The sequence below is a fragment of the Rathayibacter sp. CAU 1779 genome (assembly GCF_054551755.1).
Genome location: NZ_JBTOLK010000004.1, coordinates 301,427 through 317,230 on the forward strand (window position 1 = coordinate 301,427; position 15,804 = coordinate 317,230).

Below are 15,804 nucleotides of genomic sequence, written 5' to 3' on the forward strand. Positions count from 1 at the left end.
CCTCACCAAACCGCGTTACCAAATCGTGGCCGAAGTCGAGGAGGCGGATCCGCTGGCCTCTGCCGAGGGGTCCGAGCGGAACCTTCGCGGCCAACGCCGAACATCCCTGTCATCCCGTGGCGTGCAGTAGTGGCGTAGCGATCCGCGATGCTCAGCCGGTGGAACCGATTCGGGCGGTCGAGACGCGCGCTGCCACGTTGCAAGCGCTTGCAGAATTGCCCTACAGTGGCACCCGATTTCGTGCAGGATGCGAGAGCATGGAGCTGCACGTGCATGTAACGATTCGAACAAGGACTGTGAACGTGGACACGATTCCCTCGACAGGCACGGCTGCGGAGCCGACTCCATCCGGACAGGCGACCGCCGAAGGCGCGACGCTGCAGTCGCCCTCAGAGTCCGCCACGGCACCCGCAGTGACGCACGCCGGCACCCGTGGCGAGTGGTGGCGCACGGCCGTCATCTACCAGGTGTATCCGCGGTCCTTCGCGGATTCGAACGGCGACGGCGTCGGCGACCTGCCCGGCATCACGGCACACCTTCCCGAGCTGCAGGACCTCGGCGTCGACGCCATCTGGCTCTCGCCGTTCATGACGTCGCCCCAGCGCGACGCCGGCTACGACGTTGCGGACTACCGGGATGTGGATTCGCTGTTCGGCACGCTCGACGACTTCGACAGCATGCTGGCGACCGCGCACTCGCTCGGCATGCGGGTCATCGTGGACCTGGTGCCCAACCACACATCGTCGGATCACGCCTGGTTCAGGGAGGCACTGGCATCCGGGAAGGGCAGCGAAGCCCGCGACCACTATTGGTTCCGTGACGGCAAAGGCGAGAACGGCGAGCTGCCGCCGAACAACTGGGAGTCCGTGTTCGGCGGTCCGGCCTGGACGCGCACCACCGATGCCGACGGCACGCCGGGGCAGTGGTACCTGCACCTCTTCGACACCTCGCAGCCCGACCTCAACTGGGACAACCAGTGGGTGTGGGAACAGTTCCGCGGCATCCTGCGCTTCTGGCTCGACCGCGGGGTCGACGGATTCCGCATCGACGTCGCCCACGGCATGGTGAAGGCCGAGGGGCTTCCGGATGCCACACCCGACGAAGCGGCAGGATCGATGGGCGGCGCGGGTGGGTCCCTCGCCCTCGAGCCGGAGATCAGCGACGAGCCGCCGAGCCTGCCGTACTGGGCGCAGGAGGGCGGACACGACATCTTCCGCGACTGGCACAAGGTGCTCGCCGAGTACGATGGCGACCGTGCGCTCTGCGGCGAGGCGTGGGTCGACCCGCCCGCGAAGCTGGCCCGCTACGTGCGAGCGGACGAGATGCAGCAGACCTTCAACTTCTCGTACCTCGAGACACCGTGGAAGGCGGATGCGCTGCGTACGGTGATCACCGATTCCCTCGCCGCGTTCAACGGCGTCGGCGCGCCGAGCACGTGGGTGCTCTCCAACCACGATGTGGTGAGGCACGCGACACGGCTCGGCGTCTCGGGCGACAACCCGCAGGGACACGGCCTCGGGCCGAAGTCCGCCGTGAGCATCGACGTCGCGGCAGGACTGCGACGCGCCCGCGCCGCGACGACGCTCATGCTCGCGTTGCCCGGTTCGGCCTACCTGTACCAAGGCGAGGAGCTCGGACTGCCCGAGGTGGTCGACCTTCCGGACTCAGCCCGCCAGGACCCGACGTGGTTCCGCACGAACGGCGAGCGTTACGGACGCGACGGATGCCGCGTCCCGATCCCGTGGACGGCCACCGGCGCATCCCACGGCTTCAGCGACACCGGCGCGAGCTGGCTGCCGCAGCCGTCCGAATGGGCGACGCTCGCGCGCGATGTCGAGGACGCGGATCCGGAATCCACCCTCTCGCTCTACAAGCTGCTCCTGGCCGAGCGCGAGGGACGCGGTCTCGGCGCCGGCACCCTCGAATGGTCGACGGCGTACGGAGCGGATGTCGTGGCTTTCCGCAACGGGAACGTCACCGTCGTCGCGAACCTGGGGCAGACATCCGTCCCGCTTCCGGCCGGCGAGGTCATCGTCAGCAGCGCCGCGGTCGACGGGGAGCTTCCGGTCGACACGGCCGTCTGGGTGCTGTCCTGAGAATCGCTCGGGTCGCCGGTACCATGACGGCAGGAGCGCGCCGGTCACCTCGGTGCGGGTGCAGGTGAGGCGATGGCAGGCATCGAAGAGGTCGCGCGTCTGGCTGGAGTGTCGACGGCGACGGTATCCCGTGCGCTGAGCGGCAACGGGCCGGTCTCCCCCGCGACGCGCGAGCGCGTGCGATCGGCGGCGGCCCAGCTCGGATACGTCGTGTCGTCGAATGCGTCGAGCCTGGCATCCGGACGCACCCGCAACGTCGGCGTCGTCGTGCCGTTCCTCTCCCGGTGGTTCTTCTCGTCGGTGGTCGAGGGCGCGGAAGCTGCCCTGCTGCGCAAGGGATACGACCTCACGCTCTACAACCTCAGCGGCGGGGATGTGCTGCGGCGCAGCGTCTTCGAGCACTTCCTGCTGCGCAAGCGGGTGGATGCCGTCATCGCCGTCGCGCTCGAGCTGACCGACGAGGAGGTGAGCCGGCTGCTGGCCATCCACAAGCCGATCGTCGGAATCGGCGGCCCGATCCCCGGCGTGCGCACGCTCACGCTCGACGACCTCGCCGTCGCCCAGCTCGCCACGGAGCACCTCATCTCGCTCGGGCACACGCAGATCGCGCACGTCGGAGGCGCCGTCGAGTTCGACCTCGACTTCCACCTCGGCTCGACACGTCGCAGGGGATTCGAGCGCGCGATGCACGAGGCAGGGCTGCCGATCCGCGACGACCTGTACCAGCCTGCGGACTTCACCATCAACGGTGGTTACGAGGCGGGCAAGCAGCTCCTCGGCCGGCCGTACGACCGGCCGACCGCAATCTTCGCGGCATCCGACGAGATGGCGATCGGATGTCTTTTGGCCGCGCGCGACCTCGGGCTCGCCGTTCCTCGGGACATCTCCGTCGTCGGCATCGACGACCATGAGCTGTCCCAGTTCTTCGGGCTGACCACCGTCGCTCAGTTCCCGCGTCAGCAGGGCGAGATGGCCGTCGACGTGCTGATGGGCGAGCTCAATCCGGATCCGGCCGCCCCCGACGCCTTCACGACAGAGCTCCCGTACCAGCTCGTCGTGCGCTCGAGCACGGCGCGCCCCACCGAGTAGCACGCTGCCCCATCCCGCGAGGGTGCCCGTTTCTCCCACCGAAAGTGCCCTTTTACCTCGCGAGGGTGCCCGTTTCTCCTCCCGAAAGTGCCCGTTCGTATTCCGAGGCACAAGTGCGCAGCCTCACCCGGAGGAATGCGCACCCTCGAGGAGAGAAACGGGCACCCTCAGCCGGAGAAACGCGCACCCTCGGGAGGGGAAACGGGCACCCTCGCGTTGGGGGGACGCCGGTCAGCGGTCGGCGACGCCGAGCTCGTCGAGGATCGGCTCGAGTTGGGCGAACAGGCCCGGCTCCGCGGCGATCGTCAGCGCGCGGCTGGCCGCGGCGCCGTGCAGGCCGGCGACCGTCGCTCCTGCCTCGGATGCCACGAGCGCCCCTCCCGCGTGGTCCCACGGCTTGAGGCCCTTCTCGTAATAGGCGTCAAGCCGTCCGGAGGCCACGTTGCACAGGTCGAGCGACGCCGCACCGATGCGACGAATGTCGCGCACCCGCGGGATCAGCCTGCTGACCGCCTCGGCCTGCAGCCCGCGTCGCCGCGAATCGTAGGAGAATCCGGTGCCAACGAGCGCCAACGACAGCTGCTTGCCTGTCGCCACCTGCAGTCGGTTCGTGCCGAGGAATGATCCGCCGCCGGCGCTCGCCGTGTAGACCTCGCCGCTGGCGGGATTGACGACCGCGGAGGCGAGTGCGCGCCACGTGTTCGGGTCGGGATCCCCCTCGACCACGGCGATCGAGACCGCGTACGCCGGGATCCCGTAGAGGTAGTTCACGGTGCCGTCGATCGGATCCACGATCCAGGTCAGCCCCGTGCTGCTCGCGCTCGCGTCGCTCTCCTCGCCGAAGAAGCCGTCGCCGGGGCGCGCATCCGCCAGCCGTCCGCGGATGAGGTCCTCCGACTCGCGGTCCGCGGCCGTGACGATGTCCTCCGGCGCCGTCTTCGTGGCGGCCACCTCGACTCCCTCTTCGCGTCGGGTACGCACGAGTTCACCGGCCTCCAACGCGATCGTTCGGGCAAGGTCGAGCAGCTCAGCGGTCGCGACGGTCATGCCTTCGATGCTACGGGGCGAGCGGCGTTTGGCGTGTCGCGGGGTGGCGACCTATCCTCCCTTTATCGAATCTTTGTTCGATAGTCATGCAAGGAGGTCTACCGTGAGTATCACTCGTACCGCCGACATCGTGACCGTCTGGGTCGGCAGTGATGGAACCCCGAAGCGGATGTTCTGGGCCGGCCACCGCTACCGCGTCACCGACACCCCGACCCGCCTCGGCCCCGAGCCGGGGCTTCTGCTGAGCCCCGCCATCACGCATCCACCGTCGCCCCTGAACGGATGGCGGTTCCAAGGCACGACCGACGACGGGGACACACACGTGTTCGACGTGCGCTCGGCAGACGCTGGCGGATGGGAGCTGATCCGGGTGATCGACTGACCGGATGCGCGACACACGCGGATCGCTATGCGACCATTGCACTCGTGAGCACCGGAGCCGACGACCTCGCCCAGGATGCGGTCGATGCCGCCGAGATCGCGGCGTCCCGTCGACCGTCGGACAAACCCATCTACCGTGCGACTCCACAGGAAGGACTCCGGCGGTTCTTCACGAAGTACGCCGTGTTCCATGGCCGAGCCAGCCGCAGCGAGTTCTGGTGGGCGTACGCGATGAACACCGTCGTGTTCTTCGCGGCCGGCATCGGCGTCGAGATGGCGAACTCGCTCGCCGGCCCATCTGTCGAGCGCCCGACCGTCGGGAGCGTGGTGATCGGCGTCGTCTTCCTGCTGTACGTGCTCGCCACGATCATCCCGAGCATCTCGGTGTTCGTGCGGCGGCTGCACGACGCCAACTTCTCGGGCTGGTGGATCCTGCTGGGCATCATCCCGTTCGCCGGACCGGTCATCGCCGTCATCTTCGCGATCCTGCCCAAGCAGTCCTACGGCAGGCGGTTCGACAAGGGGTGATCGGACGCCGCGATCGTGGCCTCGGCATCCGCTCCCCGCTGCGATCTCCCGTGACCTTCGCACGAAGCACGGATGCCAGACCTACTGCGGCGAGCGCCGCCCGGTCTGCTGCTCCCACAGTTCGAGCTCACGCGTGAGCGCCTTCGCCAGTTCGAACACCTGCTCGGGAGGAATCCGGATGCGCGTCACCACCCGCGCATTCACCGACCGCTGGGCATTCCCCTGGTCGTCGCGAGTCTCGGTGGCCGGACCGCGCAGCGACGCGAAGTCGAGCACGAACACGTTGTCGGTGTGCCAGATGCTCGCGAAGTCCGCGAATCCTCCCGCTTCGACCTCCGGTGGGATGTCGAAGTTGATCTGCGTCGGAACGTTCTCCTGCTCGTCGGCCACGGCGTCCCCTCACCTCGTCAAGCCTGCGCGCCGAGCCTATCCGGTCGGTCGCGCAGACACCGGCTCGTGCCGGGCCGCCGGGCGCGAAGCGTCGGATCCGTCTCAGTCGGGATAGGTCGTCGGAAACCCGGGGTCGTCTCCGGTGTGCTCCACGCGGTTCTGCTCGTCGACCATGATCACCTTCGGCCGGAACGCGGATGCCTTCGCGAGCTTCATCGAGGCGTACGCCATGATGATGACGCGGTCGCCGACGCTCACCAGTCGCGCCGCCGCTCCGTTGACGCCGATCACACCGGAGCCGCGCTCGCCCTCGATGACGTACGTCTCGAACCGCTGGCCGTTGTCGATGTTGACCACGCTGATCTTCTCGCCGACGAGGATCCCGGATGCGTCCAGCAGCGCGCGGTCGACGGTGAGCGACCCGACGTAGTGCAGGTCCGCTTTCGTCACCGTGGCGCGGTGGATCTTGGAGCGGAGCATGGTGACACGCATGGTTGGGGATCCTTCGAGGCGGTAGGGGTCGGTGCGCAAGTGTAGCCGTACGACCTGAGATGGGCCGCGGCCGGCCAACCGCCGGCCGCAGCCCATCCGCGCATCAGGACTATGACGCCAAAGCCGCCGCGACGAGGGTCAGCGTTTCGGCCGCGTACTCGCTGACGTGCTTGCCGGACTGGGCCTCGAGATGGTTGGTGAATGCGGTGAGCTGGTGATTCCGGAGCTGTGCGAGGAAGCTCGTCGCGATCCCCTTGTTGTCGATGTCGCCAGACTGGAGGTAGACGTTCACGAGCTTCTGGAGCGTCGAGAACACATCACCCTTGTCAGCGAGATACCCCAGTCCCGCGGTCTGCGCCGTCGAGCCGTTCACCGGCTTCAGGAAGGTCACGTCCGGCAGGCTGCCGTCGGCCTTTCGCGGTGCGGTCAACTGCGCCATGTCGAGGCTCTCGAAGTCCGCAGCCGTGAGGTTCAGCCCGCCGTTCAGCGTCCACGAGTTGTTCGTCTCGTTCGCCGCCGGAGTGTCGTCGTTCGAGGTCAACGGCCCGGTGAACGCGAGGTTGTTGTGCAGTACCTCGCGGAATCCGGAGATGTTGTCCGCGCTCGTCGGGCTCACGCGCTCCAGCATGTTGAAGTTCGCACCGTAGCCCGGCTCGTAGCCCGTGTTGTTGATCCAGTAGGCGGACTGGCCCGGCTGGTGGTTCGCGTAGAAGTTGTTCGCACCGTTGTCTGCAGCGAGCGAATCGATCACGGTGTGCAGCGGAATCGGATCCGGCAGCCCGGTGACCGTGTAGGCGTATCCGCCGACTTTGAACCCGTTCTGGTCGCCGATGCCGTCCTGATTGCCGTGCTGACCGAACGACCAGTCGTCGACATATGCGACGCGGCCGCTCGAGGTGATGCTGTCGAATCCGTCATCGCTGTTGTGCCAGGAGCGGTCGCCGATGAACCAGACGTTCTTCGCGTGCGCGCCGAAGCCATCCGTGTTGCCGGCGGCCGTCGCGGTCGGCCCGATGTTGTCGTGAGAGTCGCTGTTGATGACCACGCCCGTGCCATCGATCGTGTAGTAGAAGCCGTTCGCCTCGTTGTTGTACACGTCCATGTCGACGAAGTTGGCGCCACCGGCGATGCGGAAGGCCTCCGACTGCTTCTGGTCTCCGACCTTGACGCCGGTCACGTCGAATCCGACGAAGTTGACGTCGGTGACGTCGGTCTGGATGTAGAACCCGGCCACACGCTGATCCGTCGGCACGTTGCTGAAGTCGAAGACAGGACGCGGGTCGCCCGGATACGCCTCGTACGTGATCCCGCTCTTCGAGATGGGGTTGACGTAGTGGTACACGTCCTCGAACGGGTTGTCCGTCTCCGGAACGACGAAGTCGTTGTAGACCCCGCCGCGGATGTAGACGATGTCGCCCGCGGACGCCGCATCCTGCGCCTTCAGCAGGGTCTTGAACGGCGCGGACTTCGTGCCTGGGTTGTTGTCGTTCCCGTTGGGCGAGATGTAGAAGGCGTGCGACGACGCAGGCCGAGTGTTGTTCAGCACGCTCAGAACTGCCAGGGCGGATCCCGATGTGTCATCCGCCGAGCTCGTCGTTGCTGCATGGGCTGCAAGAGGGGTGAGCAGAAGTCCGGCGATACAGGTACCGGCAACTGCAAGACGCTTCACGCGTTTCACGACCACGTTCTCCTTTGTCTGTGGATTCGTTCGACTTCGGCGTGCTCGGCATCCGCGAGGCCGGCTGTGGTGCGGTCGGCGCAGCGCATCTGTATCGACCCCGGTTCATCCGGGCACGCCCTGTGCCTCCGGCGGGGAGCCGTCGACACCAGGTGATTCGTTGTACTCAGTGAGTCGTTGCACTCAGTGAGTACGTGTACTCAGTGATTCGTTTCAATCAAGGGCTTCTGCTCTCGGACGATCATCTGAAGCTCGTGCCTCGGCGCCGAGTATGCGCATATTCCGTACATTTCGTCGCCTCCTCGCTGAGGTCGATCACCGATGACAGGAGCGGATGCCAGACATCCGTGCCCTTGAAGTGGAACGATTCAAGCAGAGGCGAAAGCGGGTCCACAAGGGTTTCATCGAGGTTGCCGGCTCCGACGCCTCCGAGATGCAGCACCGCACACGCGCAATGGTGTTCGATAGGGATGTTGCATGCATCTGCAGGGCCATCGGAGCCACGGGATGCTGTGAAGTGTGTGTCCGCAAGTCCTCCCGCCGAGAAGCGGGCAGCGGAAGGGGCTGGGCGATGATCAGCAGTGAAGCGGACATCGTGGGCCGCGCGGAAGCGCACTGATGGCCGCGCGGTTCGGCATCGTCGGCGGCGGCATCGTCGGCATCGCGCTCGCCAGGGCTCTCGCCCTGCGGGGCGAGGACGTCACCGTGCTGGAGAAGGAAGCCCGCCTCTCGCAGCACCAGACCGGACACAACTCCGGGGTCGTGCACGCCGGCCTCTACTACAAGCCCGGATCGCTGAAGGCGACGCTTTGTGCGACGGGACGCACTCTGATGCGCGAGTTCTGCGAGGAGAAGGCCCTGCCTTATCGTGAGGTGGGCAAGCTGGTCGTCGCCCTCGATGACTCCGAACTCGCCGCCCTTGCCGAGATCGAGAGGCGCTCGATCTCGAACGGTGTCCCCGACCTCGCTCGCATCGACGACGCTTCGCGCCTGCGCGAGATCGAACCGCATGTGGCAGGGGTCGCGGCCGTGCACTCCCCACACACCGCCGTCGTGGACTACGCCTCGATCACCGAGGCGATGGCGCAGGACGTTCGCGACAGGGGCGGGACGATCCGACTCGAACACGATGTCACCGGCATCCGCACCGAGAACGGACGGGTTCGGGTTCGCACGCCCGTCTCTGACGACACTTTCGAGCGCCTGATCGCCTGCGCCGGCCTGCAGTCGGATGTCGTCGCGAGGATGGTCGGCGCGGATCCGTCGCCGAAGATCCTTCCGTTCCGTGGGGAGTACTGGGAGCTCGCGCCGGAGCGCACGGAGCTCGTCTCCGGCATGATCTACCCGGTGCCCGACCCGCGCTTCCCGTTCCTCGGCGTGCACTTCACACGAGGGGTCTACGACAACGTTCACGTGGGGCCGAACGCCGTGCCCGCTCTCGCGCGCGAGGGCTACACATGGCTGAGGATCTCGGCGAAAGACACCTGGGAGTCACTCCGCTGGCCCGGAGCATGGCCACTCGCCAAGGAGCACTGGCTCATGGGCGTCGACGAGATCAGCGGGTCGCTGATCAAGCCCCTGTACTACCGCAAGGCTCAGCGATTCATTCCTGCGCTGAAGCCGTCCGACCTCACGCACAAGGGTGCCGCCGGCGTACGTGCGCAAGCGTGGGGGCGCGGGGGTGAGTTGATCGATGACTTCGCCGTCGATCAGATCGGTCCCGTCACGCTGATCCGGAACGCGTCGTCGCCGGCCGCGACGTCGTCGATGGCGATCGCCGACTACATCATCGAGCACTACCTGGCACGAGTCGGCGAGTAGGCGGCGCTGTCGAAGTCACACCGCAGCGCTACGCTCCCTGCATGAGTCCGCGACAGAACGACACGAGTCCGATGTGGCTGGTCGGTATCGCCGGCATCGTGATCGGTGTGATCGTGAGCATCATCGGAGTGGTGCTCGCGATCTTCAACGGACCGATGTTGATCGCCGTCGGCCTTGTGATCGTCGCGCTCGGCATCGGCGCCCTCGCCATGGACCGGGCCGAGCAACGCAACCGGCTCTGAGCCGTCAGTGGTCAGACCCATCGCCAGGACTTCCCGAGGAGGCCTCACGATGAAACGACAAGAGGCCCGGACACGCTACTTCCGCGTGATTCCGGGCCCCTCGGCTGAGGTGGCAGGTGAGGGATTCGAACCCTGCGGCGGGGTCATGCCGTGTCGCCTCAGGCCATCTACTTCCTCGGAATTCCGCGGTTTTTGGACGCCTCTCCATCACGGCAGTCAACGCCGTTCATCGTCGAGTGTGGGCAAAGTGTGGGCACGGCGCGTCCCGATCCGGAACACCTGCGACCGGCAGCATGCTGTGCCACCCGGTTGGGTTTCTCGAGCTCTAGGTTCGTGAGTTCGCCGACGAGCCCCGTGCCATCAGGCGGGGCGACGTCGACTCGTGGCGTGAGGCGGTGCGGCCGTCGATGCGGTCGAGCAGCACCTCGACCGCGAGTCGTCCCAGCACATCGCCCGATTGGTCGACGCTGGTGAGCGAGATCATCGGATGCGCGGCGATCGGCGTGTTGTCGTAGCCGACGACCGAGAGCTGCGACGGCTTTAGGTGTGCCTCCGCGACGGCCCGCATCGCGCCCAACGCGAGGTCGTCATTCATGGCGAATATCGCTGTCGGGCGCTGCGGTGCGGTCAGCAGCGCGACTGTCGCGTCGTATCCGTCCCTGACGCCCGCAGCTGTGCGCACGACGTTGATCTCGTCGTCGAGCCCGTCTTGAGTCATGATGCGCCGGTATTCCTGCAACCGTACCGACGGTGGCGTGTTGAGGCCGGGCGCCGTCATGTCGTCGCTCCGGGTGAGGTGGGCGATGCGTCGATGGCCGAGCTGGAAGAGATGGCGCAGCGCCAACTGGGTTCCCGCGGCGTCGTCTCCGGTGACCGTGTCGAAGACCTCCGATTCGGAGTGCCTCGACAACACGACCATGGGAACGCGTTCGGCGATCTCCTCCAGCCGACGGGCGTCCGCGTGTGGCGAAACGACCACGAGGCCGTCGACGCGAAGGTCGGCGAGCGTCTCGATCGCCTCGTATCCCTCCGCTCCCGACGCGGGCGCGACGACGAGCCGGTAGCCGGAGCCGTCGATCCCCTCGGCCGCCCCGCGGAGAATGCGTGCGATTGCGGGATTCTCCAGCTCGTGCAGCTCGAATCCGATGGTGAAACTCGCGCCGCGGATGGCCCGCGCGGCGAGGCTCGGCCTGAAGTCTAGCTTGGCGATCGCAGTCTCCACGCGGGTGCGCATCTCGGGGCTCACCCCGTACGCATTCCGTACCACCTTCGAGACCGCAGCCCTCGACACCCCGGCCTCGGCCGCCACGTCGCGCATGGTCGACGCCCTCCCCGTGTCAGTCACAACAGAATCCTCCTACGCGGCGGGCGTGCGCCATGTGATCGCATGGGACGAACCCTCTTGCCATCCAATCGTAGATCGTGCTACACCACTAATCGACACAGCGTAGATCGTGCTACACAGCATGTGTGCCATCACTGCCACCCCGGATCAACGACCACCCGACAACTCGACGAGGAGTTCACATGTCCACTCCAACGGTCACCGCCCAACGGCCTTGGCGCATCGCCTTCATCACCGGAATGGCCTCATACATGGATGCCGCCGCCCTGGTCAGCTCCGGCACAGCGATCAGCGTGCTGTACGCCCCGACACTCGGGCTCACACCCACCACCATCGGTCTCGTACTCGCCTGCCAGCAACTCTCGTTCGGCATCGGCGCGCTTTTCGGCGGCCGCCTCGGCGATCGCTTCGGCCGCCGTCGCGTTCTCACACTGGCGTTGCTCGTCTTCGCCGTCGGCGCACTCATCCTCGCCATCACCAGCGCGCAGTGGATGCTCTTCCCCGGCGCGGTCCTCGCCGGCCTCGGCATCGGCGCCGACCTCCCCGTCGCGCTCGCGATGGCGAACGAGGTGGCGCCCCGACGCAAAAAGGGCCGCGCCGTGGTGCTGTCGCAGCTGCTGTGGACCCTGGGCAGCGCGACGGTCAGCCTGGTGGTTAGCTTCGTCGGCCACCTGGGCATGACGGGAGGCCGCATCCTCTTCGGCGGTCTTGTCGCCCTGGCGATCATCGTCGTGCTCCTCCGGCTCGCACTGCCGGAGTCGCCGGAGTGGTCGGCCGCCCGGCAGGCTGCGGACGCCGCCCCGGCGGGCACAGCGGTGCAGTTCTCCGACGTGAAGCAGCTCTTGCGTAAGCCGATCGTGTGGACGGTCGTCGCCCTCGCCGTCTACTACGGAGCGTGGAACGTCGGAGCGAGCGTGAACGGCAAGTACGGCGGTTACATGTGGACGACCCTGGCCGGCGGCGACATCGAGGTGTACTCGCGGTGGACGCTCGTGGCACTGCCCATCACCTTCGCGGCGACCATCGTGTTCATGGCGGCCGTCGACTCGCGCCACCGCCGGCTGTTCACCGGCATCGGCACCGTGCTCATCCTTCTCGGCTGGGCGCCGCTGGCCTTCGCCGGCGCGTCGCAGCTGGCCATCCTGTCTGTCGTGTTCCTCTTCGGCATCGGCAGCTCGATGGCGGGCGAGCCCCTCTTCAAGGTCTGGGCGCAAGAGCTCGTGCCCACGCTGCTCCGAGGAACGGCGCAGGGTGTCACCATCTTCGTGGCGAGGGTCATCGCCGCGGTACTCGCGTTCGTCGTGCCGCCCCTGCTCGCCGTCGCACCGAGCGCGGTCTTCATCGGGATCTTCGCGTTCGCCATCGTCTCCGCGCTCGTCTGGCTGCTCTGGATCCCCCGGCTCCCGAAGGCCGAACAACTCGAGAAGCCCGCAGTCGTCGTGGTCGACGACACGGCATCCACGACCGTCTGAGCCGCCGATGATCACACCGCAGAGCCAGCAGAACGGCAGGGTCGCCGACAGCGAAGGGAGGTCGCGCCCCAATGTGCTGGTCATCCTCACCGATGAATGGCGAGCGCAGGCCACCGGCTATGCCGGAGACGAGAACGCCGCGACTCCGCGACTCGACGCTCTGGCGGGCGAATCGCTGAACTTCACGAACGCCGTGTCCGGATCGCCGGTGTGCTGCCCTGCGCGCGCGAGCCTCCTCACCGGCAGATACCCGCTGCAGCACGGGGTCTACGTGAACGATGTCGAACTCGACCCGCGCGGAGCCACGACGCTCGGCGAAGCGTTCAAGGCGGGCGGATACCGAACGGGCTTCATCGGCAAATGGCATCTGCACGGCAGCCCCGACGGTGCGTACGGGCGCAGAGACCTGCCCGTGCCAGCTGAGAAGCACCTCGGCTTCGACTACTGGAAGGCCGCCGAGTGCACGCACGACTACAACCACTCCCTGTACTACGCGGGGTCGGACCCGACCCCGCGGTACTGGAGCGGTTACGACGCGGATGCGCAGACCGCAGACGCACGCGACTTCATCCTCGACACTGACGCGGAACAGCCCTACCTGCTGGTCGTGTCGTTCGGGCCGCCGCACTTCCCGCTCAACTCGGCACCGCGCGAGTTCCGGGAGAGATACGAGGATGCCCCGATCACCCTCCGCCCCAACGTTCCGCAGAGCGAAGCGAGCGAGAGCGTCCGCGCGCTCCGCGGCTACTACGCTCACATCGCCGCGCTCGATGCGTGCATCGCGCACCTGCTCGATGCCGTCGACGACTCCGGCCGCGCCGACGACACCGTGGTCGTCTTCACGTCGGATCACGGCGACATGATGGGCTCTCAGGGCATCAGGCACGACGTCAAGGGGCTGCCATGGGATGAATCGCTGCGCATCCCGTTGCTTATCCGCTATCCGAGACGGTGCGGCGCCGACGGCGTGGAGCACCCCGACCCCATCGACCTGCCCGACCTCATGCCGACGCTGCTCGACCTTGCCGATCTGCCGATCCCGCCCGAGGTGTCCGGCACGAGCGCGTTCACCGCGGAACGACGGGGGTCGTCCTTCATCGGTATGCCCGTGCCGATCCTGTGGGCGCGAGCGTACGGTATCGGCGAATACCGCGGCATTCGCACCACCGAACACACGTATGTTCGATCACGGTCGGGGCCGTGGCTGCTGTACGACAACATCAACGACCCGTTTCAAAGTCGAAACCTCGTCGAGGACCCTCGTCTCGATGCGCTACGACATGACCTTGATATGCAGTTACGACGCTGGCTGGATGTTCTCGACGATGAGTTCCTTCCGGGTGATACATACGCGTACGCTGAAGGAATCAGCCACTATCGCGAGGTCAACAACCCCATAGGCTCGAGCAAGGGGCCGGGCGAACAATGGCGCTCGACGCTTACGTCTACCACGACTCTCCAAAGCGCAGCGGCGGCGATTGACAAGGATGACTAAGCCTGAGTCAAGATGGCGGTTGAGACGCGCGGCTCAGACACCTACTCCCACTCGAGCTGGTTCCATGCGACATACCGTCCCTCACCTGGCACGAAGCTGTAGAAGAAAACGCGGAGTCCGTCGGTGTTCGGGACCGCTACGGGGTAGCCGCATTGATATTCGGCTGTGAGCGCGGACCCGTGGGGATCGCGCAGCGTTCCCTTCAGCGTCCACGTCGAGCCCGAATCGATGCTCTGTCGGATCTCCACGGCTGCCTCATCACTCGAGCCGTGCGGCAGGTGGCGCCTACTGACGACGCTTCGACGAGGACGCCTCGTCGAAGCGTCGTCGCCTCCTCGAATCCGAAGTGGCCGAGCTCGAGGACTATCTCACGTCCTCGAACTGGCACCTCGACCACGACGAGTGAGTCGTGGGAACCGTCAGTAGCTACGACTCTGCCGCGGGGCGGCGTTGGCGTGTGCGTTATCGGAAGCCGGACCACAGCCAAACGGATAAGCGGGGCTTCCGGACGAAGCACGAAGCCGAGGTGTACCTCGCATCAGTCGAGGTCAAGAAGGCTACTGGCGAGTACGTGGATCCGGCTGCCTCACGGATAACGATCGCCGCGCTCGCGTCGGACTGGCTGCACGCCAAGGAGGCAACTCTCAAACCATCCGCGTACAGCGTGCTTCGTACCTCGTGGCGCGTGCATGTCGAACCGATCTGGGGTACGCGATCGCTCTCCTCCATCCGAGGTCCAAGCGTGGGTCGCTCAGCTTGCGACAACACGAAGTGCCACCGTCACGATCAGGGCTTACGGGATCATCGCGGGCATTCTCGACACCGCCGTGCGAGATCGGCGGCTGCCCGCTAATCCGGCGAGAGATGTCAGTCTTCCGCGCAAGAAGAGGAAGGTACGGCGATACCTCACACATGCGCAAGTTGCGGCGCTGGCTACAGAGGCAGGTCGGAACGCCACCATCGTCTACGTGCTCGCCTATACAGGTCTCCGCTGGGGCGAACTCGTTGCGCTCCGCGTCCATAGCGTCGACCTGGGACGTCGCCGAATTCTAGTCCAAGCGAACGCGCCCTTCATCGCCGGCACAATCGTGCCGGGAACCCCGAAGTCGCACGAAAAACGAAGCGTTCCCTTCCCGGCCTTCCTTGACCAGATGCTCGTAGAGGCCATCGATTCGCGCCCTCCGGATGCACTCGTATTCCCTGGGCCAAGCGGGGACTATCGTCGACCTCCGGCTAGCCCTCGCGGTTGGTACATCGAGGCCAAGAAGCGCACCTGCCAGGTGGATGCCACCTTTCCTGCAATCCTGAGCCTGCACGACCTTCGTCATACCGCGGCCAGTCTGGCGATCAGCGCCGGTGCTTCCGTGCTGGCCGTACAGCGAATGCTCGGACATGCCTCGGCAGCCATGACATTGGACACTTACAGCGATCTCTTTGAAGGCGACCTCGACAAGGTTGCGGAGCAGCTCGATCTTGCTCGCAAGACAGCGCTGCCACGCTGAGTTCGGCAAGGGTGTTGGTCGTCAGATCGGCTACTACGACACCCCTGCCCGCGACTCAATGACAGGCGCAGTGACACGAGTGTGGGCAAAACGTGGGCAAACACGGGTTATAGGCCAAAAAGAGTGGATGGGGTGGCCGTTTTGCCGCGTGTTTGTGCGGTGAGATGGGGATCGTTATGGTCCGCGACGCTTAGTCGTGGACCTTCCATTGAATTCGATCGCGTGC

The 15,804-nt window shown here is 66.2% G+C and carries 15 protein-coding genes; 9 read left to right on the plus strand and 6 right to left on the minus strand.

What is annotated here, in order from left to right; genetic code table 11:
• The first annotated feature begins 377 nt into the window (after positions 1–377).
• The gene (locus ACX9R5_RS17585; protein WP_459410374.1) at positions 378–2,096 is read left to right on the plus strand and encodes a glycoside hydrolase family 13 protein; all 1,719 of its coding nucleotides are present in this window, start codon (positions 378–380) and stop codon (positions 2,094–2,096) included.
• 72 nt (positions 2,097–2,168) lie between these two features.
• The gene (locus ACX9R5_RS17590) at positions 2,169–3,185 is read left to right on the plus strand and encodes a LacI family DNA-binding transcriptional regulator (protein WP_459410352.1); all 1,017 of its coding nucleotides are present in this window, start codon (positions 2,169–2,171) and stop codon (positions 3,183–3,185) included.
• Positions 3,186–3,416: 231 nt separating this feature from the next.
• On the opposite strand, the gene ACX9R5_RS17595 is transcribed toward ACX9R5_RS17590, so the two are convergent.
• Entirely contained in the window at positions 3,417–4,232 is an 816-nt protein-coding gene (locus ACX9R5_RS17595) for an inositol monophosphatase family protein (RefSeq protein WP_459410353.1), read from the minus strand.
• A 103-nt stretch (positions 4,233–4,335) separates the two neighbouring features.
• On the opposite strand from ACX9R5_RS17595, the gene ACX9R5_RS17600 reads away from it, so the two are divergent.
• Together ACX9R5_RS17600 and ACX9R5_RS17605 are read left to right on the plus strand one after the other, a co-directional pair.
• Positions 4,336–4,614, plus strand: coding sequence for a DUF6504 family protein (locus ACX9R5_RS17600; protein ID WP_459410354.1), 279 nt, complete (start codon positions 4,336–4,338; stop codon positions 4,612–4,614).
• A 44-nt stretch (positions 4,615–4,658) separates the two neighbouring features.
• Positions 4,659–5,141 (plus strand): DUF805 domain-containing protein, encoded by a 483-nt coding sequence (locus tag ACX9R5_RS17605; protein ID WP_459410355.1) that lies wholly within the window; start codon positions 4,659–4,661, stop codon positions 5,139–5,141.
• Between the two features lie 81 nt (positions 5,142–5,222).
• Here the strand turns inward: ACX9R5_RS17605 and ACX9R5_RS17610 are convergent, their stop codons facing one another.
• The 3 genes from ACX9R5_RS17610 to ACX9R5_RS17620 form a co-directional block, all read right to left on the minus strand.
• Complete coding sequence (locus ACX9R5_RS17610) at positions 5,223–5,531, minus strand: DUF3467 domain-containing protein (RefSeq protein ID WP_170026920.1); 309 nt, start codon at positions 5,529–5,531, stop codon at positions 5,223–5,225.
• A gap of 102 nt (positions 5,532–5,633) precedes the next feature.
• On the minus strand, positions 5,634–6,023 hold the full coding sequence (panD, locus tag ACX9R5_RS17615; protein WP_459410356.1) for an aspartate 1-decarboxylase: 390 nt from the start codon (positions 6,021–6,023) through the stop codon (positions 5,634–5,636).
• A gap of 109 nt (positions 6,024–6,132) precedes the next feature.
• Positions 6,133–7,701 (minus strand): right-handed parallel beta-helix repeat-containing protein, encoded by a 1,569-nt coding sequence (locus ACX9R5_RS17620; protein ID WP_459410357.1) that lies wholly within the window; start codon positions 7,699–7,701, stop codon positions 6,133–6,135.
• Positions 7,702–8,319: 618 nt separating this feature from the next.
• Between ACX9R5_RS17620 and lhgO the strand changes: the two genes are divergently transcribed.
• Together lhgO and ACX9R5_RS17630 are read left to right on the plus strand one after the other, a co-directional pair.
• Positions 8,320–9,522, plus strand: coding sequence for an L-2-hydroxyglutarate oxidase (gene lhgO / locus ACX9R5_RS17625; RefSeq protein WP_459410358.1), 1,203 nt, complete (start codon positions 8,320–8,322; stop codon positions 9,520–9,522).
• Positions 9,523–9,563: 41 nt separating this feature from the next.
• Positions 9,564–9,764: a hypothetical protein gene (locus ACX9R5_RS17630; protein WP_459410359.1), complete on the plus strand. Its 201-nt coding sequence runs from the start codon at positions 9,564–9,566 to the stop codon at positions 9,762–9,764.
• 325 nt (positions 9,765–10,089) lie between these two features.
• Here the strand turns inward: ACX9R5_RS17630 and ACX9R5_RS17635 are convergent, their stop codons facing one another.
• Positions 10,090–11,109 (minus strand): LacI family DNA-binding transcriptional regulator, encoded by a 1,020-nt coding sequence (locus ACX9R5_RS17635; protein WP_459410360.1) that lies wholly within the window; start codon positions 11,107–11,109, stop codon positions 10,090–10,092.
• 182 nt (positions 11,110–11,291) lie between these two features.
• On the opposite strand from ACX9R5_RS17635, the gene ACX9R5_RS17640 reads away from it, so the two are divergent.
• Both ACX9R5_RS17640 and ACX9R5_RS17645 read left to right on the plus strand, forming a co-directional pair.
• Positions 11,292–12,581, plus strand: a complete 1,290-nt coding sequence (locus ACX9R5_RS17640; protein ID WP_459410361.1) for an MFS transporter — start codon at positions 11,292–11,294, stop codon at positions 12,579–12,581.
• A 7-nt stretch (positions 12,582–12,588) separates the two neighbouring features.
• The gene (locus ACX9R5_RS17645) at positions 12,589–14,076 is read left to right on the plus strand and encodes a sulfatase family protein (protein ID WP_459410362.1); all 1,488 of its coding nucleotides are present in this window, start codon (positions 12,589–12,591) and stop codon (positions 14,074–14,076) included.
• A gap of 41 nt (positions 14,077–14,117) precedes the next feature.
• On the opposite strand, the gene ACX9R5_RS17650 is transcribed toward ACX9R5_RS17645, so the two are convergent.
• Entirely contained in the window at positions 14,118–14,324 is a 207-nt protein-coding gene (locus ACX9R5_RS17650; RefSeq protein WP_459410363.1) for a hypothetical protein, read from the minus strand.
• A 720-nt stretch (positions 14,325–15,044) separates the two neighbouring features.
• Between ACX9R5_RS17650 and ACX9R5_RS17655 the strand changes: the two genes are divergently transcribed.
• A complete protein-coding gene (locus tag ACX9R5_RS17655; RefSeq protein WP_459410364.1) occupies positions 15,045–15,578 on the plus strand; it encodes a tyrosine-type recombinase/integrase in 534 nt (177 codons plus the stop codon).
• The last annotated feature ends 226 nt before the right edge of the window (positions 15,579–15,804 follow it).

Excerpts from the sequence above, each read along its gene's own strand:
- ACX9R5_RS17590 (WP_459410352.1), top strand. The coding sequence starts at position 2,169 with ATGGCAGGCATCGAAGAGGTCGCGCGTCTGGCTGGAGTGTCGACGGCG.
- ACX9R5_RS17640 (WP_459410361.1), top strand. The coding sequence starts at position 11,292 with ATGTCCACTCCAACGGTCACCGCCCAACGGCCTTGGCGCATCGCCTTC.
- ACX9R5_RS17645 (WP_459410362.1), top strand. The coding sequence starts at position 12,589 with ATGATCACACCGCAGAGCCAGCAGAACGGCAGGGTCGCCGACAGCGAA.
- ACX9R5_RS17630 (WP_459410359.1), top strand. The coding sequence starts at position 9,564 with ATGAGTCCGCGACAGAACGACACGAGTCCGATGTGGCTGGTCGGTATC.
- panD (WP_459410356.1), bottom strand. The coding sequence starts at position 6,023 with ATGCGTGTCACCATGCTCCGCTCCAAGATCCACCGCGCCACGGTGACG.
- lhgO (WP_459410358.1), top strand. The coding sequence starts at position 8,320 with ATGGCCGCGCGGTTCGGCATCGTCGGCGGCGGCATCGTCGGCATCGCG.
- ACX9R5_RS17595 (WP_459410353.1), bottom strand. The coding sequence starts at position 4,232 with ATGACCGTCGCGACCGCTGAGCTGCTCGACCTTGCCCGAACGATCGCG.